Below are 12,646 nucleotides of genomic sequence, written 5' to 3'. Positions count from 1 at the left end.
CTACGCCGGCCGGAAGTGGTGGTAGCGGTGATGGGTCGAGAACCCCATCCCGTCGTACAGCGCACGGGCGCCCTCGTTCTCCGCCTCCACCTGGAGCCAGGACGCCGACGCGCCCTCGTCCATCGCCTGCCGGGCCAGCGCGGTCATCACGGCGGTGGCAAGGCCCCGGCGCCGGTGCTCCGGAGCCACCTCGACGGCCATGAACCCGGCCCACCGCCCGTCGACCACGCACCGCCCGATCGCGGCGGGCGCGGCGTCCCCGGCGTCACCCGGCACGGTCGCGAACCACACCGATGGACCGCTGCCCAGCACCGCCGGCACCTCGGGGCCCGGGGTCTCGAAGCGCTGGTAGCGGGCGAGCCACGCCGGTTCCGCCGTACGGCTCAGCCGCACCCGCGACACCTCGGCCGCCAGATCGCCGATCGGGGCCAGCGCCGCGATCCGCACCTGCGCCGTCACCTCGCGCCGCCACCCGCGCTCCTCCAGCGCCGCGCACAGCTCCTCCTGGGTGCCCTCGGCGCCGGTCGCGGTCTGGATGCGGGCGGGCAGCTCCCGCTCCGCGTACCACTGCCGCACCCGTGCGAGCGCGGCGTCGAGCGGAACGCCCGGATCGCCGAGCGGCAGTACGGAGTTGGCGCGCCGGGTGAACCCTCCGGCGGCGCGCAGCAGCCAGTCGCCGAGCGGCTCGCTCTCCACCGGCTGCCAGGCCCGCGCGCACACCGCGGCGAGTTCACCGAAGGAGGCCGCCGGGCCGCGCCGGCGGGGAGGCGCGGACGGTACGGTCTTGCCCGCCACCAGGGACGATTCCAGGATGCGGACGGATTCACCGCTCTTTGGTGTGACGGACACCACACCGTTGTCCCACGATGTGAGAACACCAACCGTGTCAGTGAATTTCGGGCCCTGCGGACCGTCCTGGAGCAGGCGCCGGACCGAGACCCGTTTGCCCACGTCAGCCGGTGTGATCCGGATCTCCAGCCGTCCGCCGATGGTGAATTCCACAGCTCTGTCCGCCCCTCCTGTTCGGATCGTGCCCGGGAACGGAGATACTAGATGCGGGCATCGACGACGCCGCGCTCCCGCGCGAGAGCCAACGCCCTACCGAGGAGGAACGACAGCGTGACCTACGTCATCGCGCAGCCTTGTGTCGACGTAAAGGACAAGGCCTGCATCGAAGAGTGCCCCGTCGACTGTATCTATGAGGGCCAGCGGTCCTTGTACATCCACCCGGACGAGTGCGTCGACTGTGGAGCCTGCGAGCCGGTGTGCCCGGTCGAGGCGATCTTCTACGAGGACGACACCCCGGAGGAGTGGAAGGACTACTACAAGGCGAACGTCGAGTTCTTCGACGACCTCGGTTCGCCGGGTGGTGCTTCCAAGCTGGGTCTGATCGAGCGCGACCACGCGTTCATCGCAGCGCTGCCGCCGCAGAACCAGTAGCAGCGTCCGGCACGTGCGTCACCCCGGTCCCGTACGGCTCGTCACCGTGCGGGACCGAGGTGTTTCCGCGCTGCCGCCGTGTCCTGCGCCCGAACCCCGTACGAGAAAGCAGAGATCCGTGTCCGCAGCAGTCTCCTCCCGCCTCCCGGTCTTTCCCTGGGACAGGCTCGCGCCCTACAAGTCGACGGCCGAGAGCCACCCGGACGGCATCGTGGACCTGTCCGTCGGCACGCCCGTCGACCCGGTGCCCGAGCTGATCCAGCAGGCGCTCGTCGCCGCCTCGGACAGCCCCGGCTATCCGACGGTGTGGGGGACCGCCGCGCTGCGCGACGCGCTCACCGGCTGGGTGGAGCGGCGGCTCGGCGCGGTCTCGGTGGCGCACGAGAACGTGCTGCCCGTCGTCGGCTCCAAGGAGCTGGTGGCCTGGCTGCCGACCCAGCTCGGCCTCGGTGCGGGCGACAAGGTCGCCTACCCGCGGCTCGCCTACCCGACGTACGAGGTCGGCGCCCGGCTCTGCGGCGCCGAGCCGGTCGCGTACGACGACCCGACCGAGCTGGATCCGGCCGGGCTCAAGCTGCTCTGGCTCAACTCGCCGTCCAACCCGACCGGCAAGGTGCTGGCCAAGGACGAGCTGACCCGGATCGTCGCCTGGGCGCGCGAGCACGACGTGCTGGTCCTCAGCGACGAGTGCTACCTGGAGCTGGGCTGGGAGGCCGAACCGGTCTCGGTGCTCCACCCGGACGTCTGCGGCGGTACGTACGAGGGCGTCGTCGCCGTCCACTCGCTCTCCAAGCGCTCCAACCTCGCCGGGTACCGGGCCGCCTTCATCGCGGGCGACGCGGCCGTCCTGGGTGAGCTGCTGCTGATCCGCAAGCACGGCGGGATGATGACGCCCGCACCGGTCCAGGCGGCGGCCGTCGCGGCGCTCGGCGACGACGCGCACGTGGCCGAGCAGCGCACCCGGTACGCGGCCCGGCGCGCGGCCCTGCGGACGGCCCTGGAGTCCCACGGCTTCCGCATCGAGCACAGCGAGGCGAGCCTCTACCTGTGGGCGACCCGCGACGAGCCGTGCTGGGACACCGTGGCGTACCTGGCGGAGCTGGGCATCCTGGTGGCGCCGGGGGACTTCTACGGGCCGGCGGGCGACCGCTTCGTGCGCGTGGCGTTCACGGCCACGGACGAGCGGGTTGCGGCGGCGGTCAAGCGGCTGGGCTGAGAGGCCGCCCGGTCCGAGGCCGCCCGACAGCCTCTGAGCCCGGACGGAAACCGCCGAGGGCCTCGGGAGTGCGCACTCCCGAGGCCCTCGCGCGTCCCTACGGCCGTGGTGCGGGTCAGCCGATCGGCAGGCCGCCCAGGCTGTCGGTGGGCAGGCCGCCCTCGGTGGCGTCCCCGAGGGCGCCGGTCGCACCGCCGGTCGTCGCCTTGCCGACGGTCCGGGCGGCGGCGGGGGCGGCCTTGCCGGTCGTCTCGCCGAGGGTCTTGCTCGCCACCGGCAGCGTGGTCCCGACGACCTTGCCGCCGGTCCGGGTGCCCTGCTTGGACACGCCGTCGACCGTCTTGCCGAGACCGGCGCCGTCGACGCTGGTGAGACCGCCGAGCTCCGGAGCCTGCGGGAGCTCCGCGGCACCCGCGGCACCGGCCGCACCGACCACGGGGGCCGCACCCGCCGCGATCAGCAGCGCGGTACGGACGATCCGACGGGTCAGGGGGAGGGACATGATGCTCCTTCGACGGGGTGTGGAATCTGTCTGTCCGTGATCGGACGCCATGACAACCGTCGTGGGGGCGGGGGAGGTTGCGGTGAACCAACGTAAAGAGTCGGTAATGCGTCACATAATCCGCAACGGAGGGACCCGGGCGGACAATGCAGTCACCGACGGGTCGATGTACCGTCACATCCCTTCGTCCGCAAGGGAATTGGGTCATTTCGATGGTGTCGGGCGAACCCCCTGTGCGCAGGCCGCCGGGAGAATGCCCGAACCCTCTGTGCGGGGGATCGGCCGCACTAATGCACGAAGCGCATACGGACCTCCGTGCTGCCCGGTTTCCTGCTTTCCGTCCGCCAGCCCGATGCGGCGTCCCACACCCGGCCCGCGTACGCGACCTCGTCGATGCCCAGCACCTCGGACTGCGCGACCGCCCAGTGCGCGAGCTCCCAGCCGTGCTGCGGAGCACCGCCCTCCTCTGACGCGCCGCCCGACCGCACCGGCACCGAGAGCGAGCCCTGAGCCGTCGCGCCCGCCGTCGGGGGCCGGCTGTCCGCCGCGTCCACGGCCGGCAGCGCGTCCTTGCCGAAGGAACGGCTCAGCGCGGCCCGGACCTTGGAGACATCGCCCGTGCCGGCCGTGGTCCGCGGCGGTGAGCAGTTCAGCGCGGCCGGCGTCCGGCCGGTCAGCACGGCCGCCAGGAGTGCGGCGTCCGGCTCGTGCTTCGCGTACGCCTGCGGGAAACCGCTGCGCTGCACGCGCTGGGCGGCCACGGTCAGCGGCAGCCGCGAGTAGCCGGGAACGTCGGCCAGGTGCTGGTAGAACATCCCGGCCGAGTACACCGGGTCCAGGATCTGCTTCCCGGTGCCCCAGCCCTGCGAGGGGCGCTGCTGGAACAGTCCCAGGGAGTCCCGGTCGCCGTGGTCGATATTGCGCAGCCCGGACTCCTGGAGCGCCGTCGCCAGCGCGATGGTCACCGCGCGCTCCGGCATCCCGCGCGTCGTGCCGACGGCCGAGATCGTCGCGGCGTTCGCGGCCTGCTCCGGACTCAGCCGGTACGTACGCCCCTCACCGGAGGAGCCGTCGGCCGACCGCACGGTGCACTGCTGGGAGCTGCGGCCGCCCGACAGGTACTGGACGGTCAGATATCCGCCCAGGGCCACGAGCACGGCGAAGGCGGCCGCGACGCGCAGGCGGCGGCTGCGGCCGGTGTGTCGGCGGGCAGAGGAATCGGTCCGGGGCACGGGGCCACCGTACGCGAGGCACTAGGGTCGTAGCCATGGCCGAAAGCACCCTTGACCTCACACTGGACGGACCCGCGCTCACCGCCCGGCTCGTCGACTTCCCCTCGGTCAGCGGGGAGGAGAAGGACCTCGCGGACGCCATCGAAACGGCGCTGCGGACCCTCCCGCACCTGACCGTCGACCGGTACGGCAACAACGTCGTCGCCAGGACGAACCTCGGCCGCGCCGAGCGCGTCGTACTCGCCGGGCACATCGACACCGTGCCGATCGCCGACAACGTGCCGTCCCGGCTCGACGCGGACGGCCTGCTGTGGGGCTGCGGGACCTCCGACATGAAGTCGGGCGTCGCCGTCCAGCTGAGGATCGCCGCGACGGTGCCCGAGCCCAACCGCGACCTCACCTTCGTCTTCTACGACAACGAAGAGGTCGCCGCACACCTCAACGGCCTCGGACACATCGCCGAGGCCCACCCCGACTGGCTGGCGGCCGACTTCGCCGTCCTCCTGGAGGGCTCCAACGGCGAGGTCGAGGGCGGCTGCCAGGGCACGCTGCGGGTCCTCCTGCGTACGGAGGGGGAACGGGCGCACTCGGCGCGCAGCTGGATGGGGTCCAACGCCATCCACGGGGCCGCCCCGATCCTCGCCAGGCTCGCCGCGTACGAGCCGCGCAAGCCGGTGATCGACGGTCTGGAGTTCCACGAGGGCCTCAACGCCGTACGGATCGAGGCGGGCGTCGCCAACAACGTCATCCCCGACGCCTGCACCGTCGTCGTCAACTACCGCTACGCCCCCGACCTGGGCCCCGACGAGGCCCTGGCCCACGTCCACGAGGTCTTCGCCGGCTGCGGCGTCGCCGAATTCACCGTCGACGACCACTCTGGCGCGGCCATGCCCGGCCTCTCCCACCCGGCGGCCAAGGCGTTCATGGACGCGGTCGGCGGCACCGCCCGGCCCAAGTTCGGCTGGACGGACGTGTCGCGCTTCGGCTCGCTCGGAGTCCCCGCGGTGAACTACGGCCCCGGCGATCCGATCCTCGCGCACAAGCGCAACGAGCACGTGGCGGTCGAGCGGATCACCCACTGCGAGGAGCGGCTCCGCACCTGGCTCACGATCTGACCTCCGGCATTCCCCTGCCCGTAACCTCGGGCGATCTACGCTGGCCTGAGACAGGGCGCCGCAGGGCGGCTCTGACGTCGTCGGAGGGAGCAGGTCATGGGCAACCCCGAGGGAGCACGGATTCCCGAGGAACAGCGACTCGGCCCGGTGCTGCGCCGCAGGGAACAGGTACAGCCCGGCACCACCGATCAGCGGCTGCTGGATTCCGAGGGTGACTCGGAGTGGGTGCACACCGACCCGTGGCGGGTCATGCGCATCCAGTCGGAGTTCGTCGAGGGGTTCGGCGCTCTGGCCGAGCTGCCGAGCGCCATCAGCGTCTTCGGCTCGGCCCGCACACCGGCCGACGCGCCGGAGTACGAGGCGGGCGTACGGATCGGCAAGGCGCTGGTCGAGGCGGGCTTCGCGGTGATCACCGGGGGCGGACCCGGAGCGATGGAGGCGGCGAACAAGGGGGCGCGGGAGGCGAAGGGGGTCTCGGTCGGTCTGGGCATCGAGCTGCCCTTCGAGTCCGGCCTCAACCCGCACGTCGACATCGGCGTCAACTTCCGCTACTTCTTCGTCCGCAAGACGATGTTCGTGAAGTACGCGCAGGGCTTCGTCGTCCTGCCCGGCGGGCTCGGCACGCTGGACGAGCTCTTCGAGGCGCTGACCCTCGTCCAGACGGGAAAGGTCACCCGCTTCCCGATCGTGCTGTTCGGCACGGCGTACTGGGGCGGGCTGGTCGACTGGCTGCGGGACACGGTGATCGCGCAGGGCAAGGCGTCCGCGAAGGACCTGCTGCTGTTCCACGTCACGGACGACGTGGACGAGGCGGTCGCCCTGGTGACCAAGGAGGTCGGCCGCTGAGTACCGGCCTCGCCGGCGTTTGAGGCGCGGGGCCCCGGTCACGGGCAGGGGCGGGCAGGGGCAGGGCCCGCCGCAGGCGCGCACCCCCCACCGCTCGCCGCTACGCCAGCCCGCGCCGCGCCACGGCGGGCGCCCGGTGCCCGGCGATGGTCGCCACCATGTCCAGGACGTCCCGCGTCTCCGCCACCTCGTGCACCCGGTACACCCGCGCCCCCAGCCACGCGGACACCGCGGTCGTCGCCAACGTGCCGATCAGGCGCTCCTTCACCGGGCGGTCGAGTGTCTCGCCCACGAAGTCCTTGTTGGACAGCGAGACCAGCACCGGCCAGCCCGTCTCCGTCATCTCGCCGAGACGACGCGTCGCCTCCAGCGAGTGGCGGGTGTTCTTCCCGAAGTCGTGACCCGGGTCGATCATGATCCCGTCCGGCCGGACCCCCAGGTCCACGGCCCGCTCGGCCAGCCCCACGGTCACCCGCAGGATGTCGGCCAGCACGTCCTCGTAGCCGATCCGGTGCGGCCGGGTCCGCGGCTCGGCGCCGCCCGCGTGCGTGCACACCAGCCCTGCCCCGTACCGCGCGGCGACCTCCGCGAGCTTCGGGTCGACGCCGCCCCACGCGTCGTTCAGCAGGTCGGCTCCGGCCTCGCAGACCGCCTCGCCGACGTCGTGGCGCCAAGTGTCGACGCTGATCACCACGTCCGGGTGGCGCCGGCGCACCTCGGCGACGAAGCCGACGGTCCGGCGGGCCTCCTCCTCGGCGGTGACCTCTTCGCCGGGCCCCGCCTTCACCCCGCCGATGTCGATGATCGCGGCACCGTCCGCCACCGCCTGCTCGACGCGGGAGAGCGCCGGCTCGTCACGGAAGGTCGCGCCCTGGTCGTAGAAGGAGTCCGGGGTGCGGTTCACGATCGCCATGATCACCGGCTCGTGCGCACCGAACTCGCGCCGCCCCAGCCTGAGCGCACCGCTTCGCATCCCGTGTCTCTCCCTGTGCATCCCCTCGGCAGATCACCTGCCGAGTCCGACTGCGACCCTAGTGCCTCGCCCGGCACGGATTGCCCGTCAGGAGCGCCGGGCGAGGCACTGGCCGTCAGTGCCGCATGGCACGATCGGACCCGGACGAAATTCCGCTCCCGGGGAGATACGCGTGTTCTGGTTCTTGCTGCTCGCGATGGTGGTGGTGGTTGCCGCGGTCACTCTCGCGGTGGTCGGCGGAGGGAGGAGCGCCATCCTTCAGGACGTGGCGCCCGAGCAGCTGACGGATCCGCTGCCCGCGACGCGCCCGGTCGGCCGCGCGGATGTCGAGGCGCTCCGGCTGCCGGTCACCGCCCGCGGCTACCGGATGACGGATGTCGACGAGGCGCTGGGCCGGCTCGGAGCCGAGCTCGCCGAGCGGGACGCGCGGATCGCGGAGCTGGAGTCGGCGCTCGCGGGCGCACAGGCCACCAGGGCGGGCCGCCCCGACCTCCTCAAGGAGCCGCAGGACCGGCCTCAGGCGCCTTGGCAGGGACCCTGGGAGGCGCCCTGGCAGGCGCAGGAGCCTTCAGCGCAGTCAGCGGAGTCAGCGCAGAGCACACCGCGGCCGGACGGGGAGGACGGGCGATGAGCGGCGGGGCCGAAGCGGCGGCGGACGGCGGGCTGCGCTGCCCGTGGGGCCTGTCCACCGAGGACTACCTCATCTATCACGACACGGAATGGGGCCGCCCGGTCCACGGCGACGACGCCCTCTTCGAGCGGCTGTGCCTGGAGGCCTTCCAGTCCGGGCTGTCCTGGCTGACGATCCTGCGCCGCCGGGAAGGCTTCCGCGGCGCGTTCGCCGGGTTCAGCATCCCCGCCGTGGCGAAGTTCACCGATGCGGACCGGGAGCGGCTGCTCGCCGACGCGGGCATCATCCGCAACCGCGCGAAGATCGACGCCACCCTGGCCAACGCCAGGGTGCTGGCCGACTGGCACAGCGGTGAGCTGGACGAGCTGATCTGGTCGTACGCCCCGGACCCGGCCACCCGGCCCGTCCCGCGCACACTCGGGGACGTCCCGGCGGTCACCGCGGAGTCCACGGCGCTGTCCAAGGACCTCAAGAAGCGCGGACTGCGCTTCATCGGTCCGACCACCGCCTACGCCCTGATGCAGGCGTGCGGGCTGGTCGACGACCATCTCGCCGACTGCGTGGCACGCGGCACCGAGGCGTAGGGCCGGGGCGGCTCAGGGCCGGGGAGCGGCTACTGCCCCAGGTACTTGGGCCGCTCCTTGTCGAGGAAGGCCTGCACCGCGATCGCGTGGTCCTGCGACGCGCCCGCCCGCGTCTGGAGTTCGTCCTCCTTCTCCAGCGCCTCGCCGAGGGTGTGACCGGCCCCGTACGCGAGGGACTCCTTGAGCGCCGCGTAGGCCACCGTCGGGCCGTCCGCCAGCGCGCGGGCCACCGCGGCGGCCTCGGTGGCGAGGTCGGCGGAAGGTACCAGTTTGTTCACGATGCCCAGGTCATGGGCGTCACTCGCGGAGATCGAGCGCGGGAAGAGCAGCAGGTCGGCGGCGCGGCTCTGGCCGATCAGCCGGGGCAGCGTCCAGGAGACGCCCGAGTCGGCCGTGAGCGCGACCCCGGCGAACGAGGTGTTGAACGACGCGGTGTCGGCGGCCACCCGGTAGTCGCAGGCGAGGGCGAAACCGAACCCCGCGCCGGCCGCTACCCCGTTGATCCCGGCCACAACGGGCTTCGGCATCCCGGTGATGGCCCGGACGATGGGGTTGTAGTGCTCCCGCACGGTGCTGAGCGCGTTGCCGCCGCCCGCCTCACGGGCTTCCGCCAGCTTGGCGACGTGCTCCTTGAGGTCCTGGCCGACACAGAACGCGCGTCCGCCGGCCGCGGTGAGCAGCACCGCCCGCACGGCGGGATCGGCGGCGGCCGACATCAGGGCGTCACGCAACGCCACCTTGGTCGCGGTGTTCATCGCGTTCATCGCGTCGGGGCGGTTGATCGTGATCGTCGCGAGCCCGTCGTTCACTTCGCAGAGCACGGCGTCGGCCATGTGGGGTCCCCTTTTGCGCCTCGTCCAAAGTCTGTCGAGGCAAGCATGGCCGACTTCGGCGAAGGGGAACATGTGACCTGCGTCTAACAATTCCGCCCCGATGGAGGGGTAAGGGGGACGGAGTATCGCAGTCGGTTCGCCGAATTGGGTGGTTTTGAGTGAGCGCGTTGCGCAAGCGATGCAGAGCGATGTTGGTCATCAGGGTCTCTGATGCGGGATAATGGCCTGGAAGCAATGTGTTCGATGCCGGTGAGGCAGCGCCTGTCATGGGGCCGCCGGTTGCGATGAGCTGGTTTCAGGAAGGGGAACGAGCATGGCGGCCATGAAGCCGCGGACGGGCGACGGCCCGCTCGAGGTGACAAAGGAGGGGCGGGGCATCGTCATGCGCGTTCCGCTCGAAGGCGGCGGTCGGCTTGTCGTGGAGCTGACTCCGGACGAGGCCGATGCGCTGGGCGATGCCCTCAAGAAGGTCGTCGGCTGACGCAGAGGCGCCCACACTTCACTGCTGCCCGGCACGGATTCCGTGCCGGGCAGCAGTGCGTTCGGTGACCTGTGACGAAGCGCCGGTGGTGACCGGGAGAGGCGGGGCTAGCCCCGCCGTACCGCGCAGAGCAGTCCGTCGCCCACCGGCAGCAGCGTCGACATCAGTTCCTGGCTCTCGCGGACCGCGCGCAGCAGCTCGCGCAGGCGCAGCACCTCCGCGGGCTGGGGCGCGGAGTCGACCGTGCGGCCGTCCGCGAAGACGCCCTCGAAGCACACCAGACCGCCGGGTCGCAGCAGGCGCAACGATTCAGCGAGGCAGTCCAGGCTCTCCATCCGGTCGCCGTCGCAGAAGACGAGGTCGTATCCGCCGTCCGCCAGCCGGGGGAGTACGTCCAGGGCGCGGCCGGGGATGAAGCGGGCCCGGTTGGCGGCGAAGCCCGCCGCCCGGAAGGCCTCACGGGCGAACTGCTGGCGCTCGGGTTCCGGGTCGACCGTGGTCAGCACCCCGTCGGGCCTCATGCCGTGCAGCAGAAAGATGCCGGACACGCCCGTACCCGTGCCGATTTCGGCGACCGCTTTGGCGTCCGTCGTGGCAGCGAGCAGGCGCAGCGCTGCGCCGGTGCCCGGTGACACCGAGCGGAGCCCCGCGTCCCGGGCCCGGTCCCGGGCCCAGCGCAGTGCTTCGTCCTCGGCGACAAAGGCGTCGGCGAACGCCCAGCTCGTCTGCCGGTTGGCTGTGATGGCCCTCTCCTGTCCCCGTAGTTGGCGCAACGGTGACTGTATCCGCTGCACCCGGGAACCCGCAGATGGGACCAGGCGTTATGGAAGGGCAGGGGAAAGCGCGTGGATCGGGCCCGCGGATCGGGCCCGGAGATCATGGGCAGGCGGTTCCCGGGGCTGTCCCCGGCCCCAGCAGGAAAAAGGCTTATCCGGAGCTAACGGGCGAGGTGGCTATGGTAGGGGCTCCACTGGACACCACCAGAGCCGACAGGGGAGGTGCGGCTGCGCCTGTGGATCGGGGAGGAGTGCTGTGGCGCTTCCTCAGGTCGGCGGGTGAGCCGAAATCCGTGACCAACACTGCTGACCGTTCTTCCAACGACTCCGCAACGACTGCGACCTTCGCCTCGGATGTGCATTCCCAGGCGTGGACGCCGCCCTCATGGGAAGAGATCGTCAGCACGCACAGCGGTCGTGTCTACCGCCTTGCCTACCGACTGACGGGAAACCAGCACGACGCCGAGGACCTCACTCAGGAGGTCTTCGTCCGGGTCTTCCGTTCGCTGTCGACCTATACGCCCGGCACCTTCGAGGGCTGGCTGCACCGCATCACGACCAACCTGTTCCTGGACATGGTGCGTCGTAAGCAGCGCATCCGCTTCGACTCCCTCGGCGACGACGCGGCCGAGCGGCTGCCCAGCCGTGAGCCGTCGCCGCAGCAGGTTTTCAACGACACCCACTTCGACGCGGACGTCCAGCAGGCGCTGGACACCCTTGCGCCCGAGTTCCGCGCCGCGGTCGTGCTCTGTGACATCGAGGGCCTTTCGTACGAGGAGATCGCCGCGACACTCGGCGTGAAGCTCGGCACCGTACGCAGCCGTATCCACCGCGGGCGCTCGCACCTGCGCAAGGCGCTGCAGCACCGTTCGCCCGAGGCCCGTGCCGAGCAGCGCTCGCTGACGGGTGTCCTTGCGGCAGGGGAGGGCGGAGCGGCGTGAGTGGCACAGGTCCGACCTCCGCGGAACAACACCTGGGGGACCGGCTCGCCGCGCTTGTCGACGGGGAGCTCAAACACGACGTCCGTGACCGGGTGCTCGCCCACCTCGCGACCTGCGCCAAGTGCAAGGCCGAGGCTGCCGCCCAGCGGCGCCTGAAGAGTGTCTTCGCCCAGTCGGCCCCACCCTCTCCCTCCGAGGGCTTCCTTGCCCGGTTGCAGGGCCTTCCCGGTGGACCGGGTGGTGACGACGGCAGGCCGGGAAGACCGATGGGCGGCTCAGGCCGTTTCGGTGACGGGATCTTCCCCGTGATGCAGCCTCCCGGCAGCCGGGTGGATTCGCCCGCGGGCGGCTCTGCGCCGGGCGGATTCGGTTACCTCCCGACCGCGCACGGTTCGGCCGCCGTCCTTCCGACCGGCCCGGCCCGGCCCGCGTTCCGGATTCACGAGGTCAGCCGTGAGGCCGACCGATCGCCCTGGCGGGGCCGCAGGTTCGCGTTCGCCGCTGCCAGCGCCGTCTCCCTGGCCGCCATCGCCCTGGGCGGCGCCCTCCCGACGGACGCGGGGCCCGATTCCCCGACCCGGGCCGACGGCTCGGGCAGCGTGACACCGCTGGACGCCGACGCGCGTGCGGAGAGCGGGGTCACCGTCAGCCGCCGCGGCGCGCTCGCAGCGGCCGGCGCCGGCGACCGCCCGGTGTCCCTCGCGACGAACGCCGCGCCGTTGGCGTTCTCCTCGGCATCCCCCCTGCTCGGCACCGGCAGCCTCACCGGCAGCCGGTACGCGCTTCCCGTCCAGACCAATGTGTCCGCGCCTTCGCTGATACGTCCCGACGGCACCAGCCCGCTGTTCGCCAAGGCCCTCGGCAGCGGACTTTCCACGGCCTCCCCGGAGCCGTCCCGGACCCCCACGTCGGCCGCCGGACTGCCGGTTCGCGCCAATCAGGGACTGCCGCTTCTCCCTCGTCGCTGACACGGGTCCGCGCAGGGCCTACGTAAACCTGGTTGAATTCCGGCAGGATTTCCGGGAGGGACGCCCCCTGCGGGGCGTGCAGAGCCAGTTGCGGCAGTTGCGGGGAGA

General features: G+C 71.8%; 15 protein-coding genes. 9 read left to right on the top strand and 6 right to left on the bottom strand.

Going from position 1 to position 12,646, the window contains the following annotated elements; translation table 11 throughout:
- Positions 1-1,002 carry a GNAT family N-acetyltransferase gene (locus OG322_RS11545; protein WP_124284971.1) on the bottom strand — a complete coding sequence of 334 codons (1,002 nt, stop codon included), beginning with the start codon at positions 1,000-1,002 and terminating at the stop codon, positions 1-3.
- 117 nt (positions 1,003-1,119) lie between these two features.
- Between OG322_RS11545 and fdxA the strand changes: the two genes are divergently transcribed.
- Both fdxA and dapC read left to right on the top strand, forming a co-directional pair.
- On the top strand, positions 1,120-1,440 hold the full coding sequence (gene fdxA / locus OG322_RS11540; RefSeq protein ID WP_018956287.1) for a ferredoxin: 321 nt from the start codon (positions 1,120-1,122) through the stop codon (positions 1,438-1,440).
- Between the two features lie 118 nt (positions 1,441-1,558).
- Positions 1,559-2,656, top strand: a complete 1,098-nt coding sequence (gene dapC / locus OG322_RS11535; protein ID WP_123461467.1) for a succinyldiaminopimelate transaminase — start codon at positions 1,559-1,561, stop codon at positions 2,654-2,656.
- A 115-nt stretch (positions 2,657-2,771) separates the two neighbouring features.
- On the opposite strand, the gene OG322_RS11530 is transcribed toward dapC, so the two are convergent.
- Together OG322_RS11530 and OG322_RS11525 are read right to left on the bottom strand one after the other, a co-directional pair.
- Entirely contained in the window at positions 2,772-3,158 is a 387-nt protein-coding gene (locus OG322_RS11530; RefSeq protein WP_123461468.1) for an ATP-binding protein, read from the bottom strand.
- 287 nt (positions 3,159-3,445) lie between these two features.
- Entirely contained in the window at positions 3,446-4,390 is a 945-nt protein-coding gene (locus OG322_RS11525) for a hypothetical protein (protein ID WP_241200126.1), read from the bottom strand.
- 35 nt (positions 4,391-4,425) lie between these two features.
- Here OG322_RS11525 and dapE point away from each other — a divergent pair, with 35 nt between their 5' ends.
- On the top strand, positions 4,426-5,505 hold the full coding sequence (gene dapE / locus OG322_RS11520) for a succinyl-diaminopimelate desuccinylase (RefSeq protein WP_123461469.1): 1,080 nt from the start codon (positions 4,426-4,428) through the stop codon (positions 5,503-5,505).
- Positions 5,506-5,601: 96 nt separating this feature from the next.
- A complete protein-coding gene (locus tag OG322_RS11515; protein ID WP_123461470.1) occupies positions 5,602-6,351 on the top strand; it encodes a TIGR00730 family Rossman fold protein in 750 nt (249 codons plus the stop codon).
- Between the two features lie 100 nt (positions 6,352-6,451).
- On the opposite strand, the gene folP is transcribed toward OG322_RS11515, so the two are convergent.
- Positions 6,452-7,324 carry a dihydropteroate synthase gene (folP, locus tag OG322_RS11510; RefSeq protein ID WP_123461471.1) on the bottom strand — a complete coding sequence of 291 codons (873 nt, stop codon included), beginning with the start codon at positions 7,322-7,324 and terminating at the stop codon, positions 6,452-6,454.
- Between the two features lie 172 nt (positions 7,325-7,496).
- Between folP and OG322_RS11505 the strand changes: the two genes are divergently transcribed.
- On the top strand, positions 7,497-7,955 hold the full coding sequence (locus OG322_RS11505) for a hypothetical protein (protein ID WP_241200127.1): 459 nt from the start codon (positions 7,497-7,499) through the stop codon (positions 7,953-7,955).
- Positions 7,952-8,539, top strand: a complete 588-nt coding sequence (locus tag OG322_RS11500; protein WP_123461472.1) for a DNA-3-methyladenine glycosylase I — start codon at positions 7,952-7,954, stop codon at positions 8,537-8,539. The genes OG322_RS11505 and OG322_RS11500 overlap by 4 nt, the downstream gene beginning before the upstream one ends.
- Positions 8,540-8,568: 29 nt before the next feature.
- On the opposite strand, the gene OG322_RS11495 is transcribed toward OG322_RS11500, so the two are convergent.
- Positions 8,569-9,372 (bottom strand): enoyl-CoA hydratase/isomerase family protein, encoded by an 804-nt coding sequence (locus tag OG322_RS11495; RefSeq protein WP_123461473.1) that lies wholly within the window; start codon positions 9,370-9,372, stop codon positions 8,569-8,571.
- A 313-nt stretch (positions 9,373-9,685) separates the two neighbouring features.
- On the opposite strand from OG322_RS11495, the gene OG322_RS11490 reads away from it, so the two are divergent.
- Positions 9,686-9,853 carry a DUF3117 domain-containing protein gene (locus OG322_RS11490; protein ID WP_003966491.1) on the top strand — a complete coding sequence of 56 codons (168 nt, stop codon included), beginning with the start codon at positions 9,686-9,688 and terminating at the stop codon, positions 9,851-9,853.
- 107 nt (positions 9,854-9,960) lie between these two features.
- Here OG322_RS11490 and OG322_RS11485 read toward each other — a convergent pair whose 3' ends face one another.
- A complete protein-coding gene (locus OG322_RS11485) occupies positions 9,961-10,626 on the bottom strand; it encodes an O-methyltransferase (protein ID WP_123461474.1) in 666 nt (221 codons plus the stop codon).
- Between the two features lie 182 nt (positions 10,627-10,808).
- On the opposite strand from OG322_RS11485, the gene sigE reads away from it, so the two are divergent.
- Together sigE and OG322_RS11475 are read left to right on the top strand one after the other, a co-directional pair.
- Positions 10,809-11,570 (top strand): RNA polymerase sigma factor SigE, encoded by a 762-nt coding sequence (gene sigE, locus OG322_RS11480; protein WP_185095390.1) that lies wholly within the window; start codon positions 10,809-10,811, stop codon positions 11,568-11,570.
- A complete protein-coding gene (locus OG322_RS11475) occupies positions 11,567-12,538 on the top strand; it encodes a zf-HC2 domain-containing protein (protein ID WP_329306378.1) in 972 nt (323 codons plus the stop codon). Before sigE ends, OG322_RS11475 begins: the two co-directional genes overlap by 4 nt.
- Positions 12,539-12,646: the final 108 nt, after the last annotated feature.

The organism is Streptomyces sp. NBC_01260, from assembly GCF_036226405.1.
Lineage (GTDB): Bacteria > Actinomycetota > Actinomycetes > Streptomycetales > Streptomycetaceae > Streptomyces > Streptomyces laculatispora.
The sequence above is the reverse complement of the archived record's forward strand: the minus strand, read 5'-3'. Positions and strand labels throughout refer to the sequence as shown.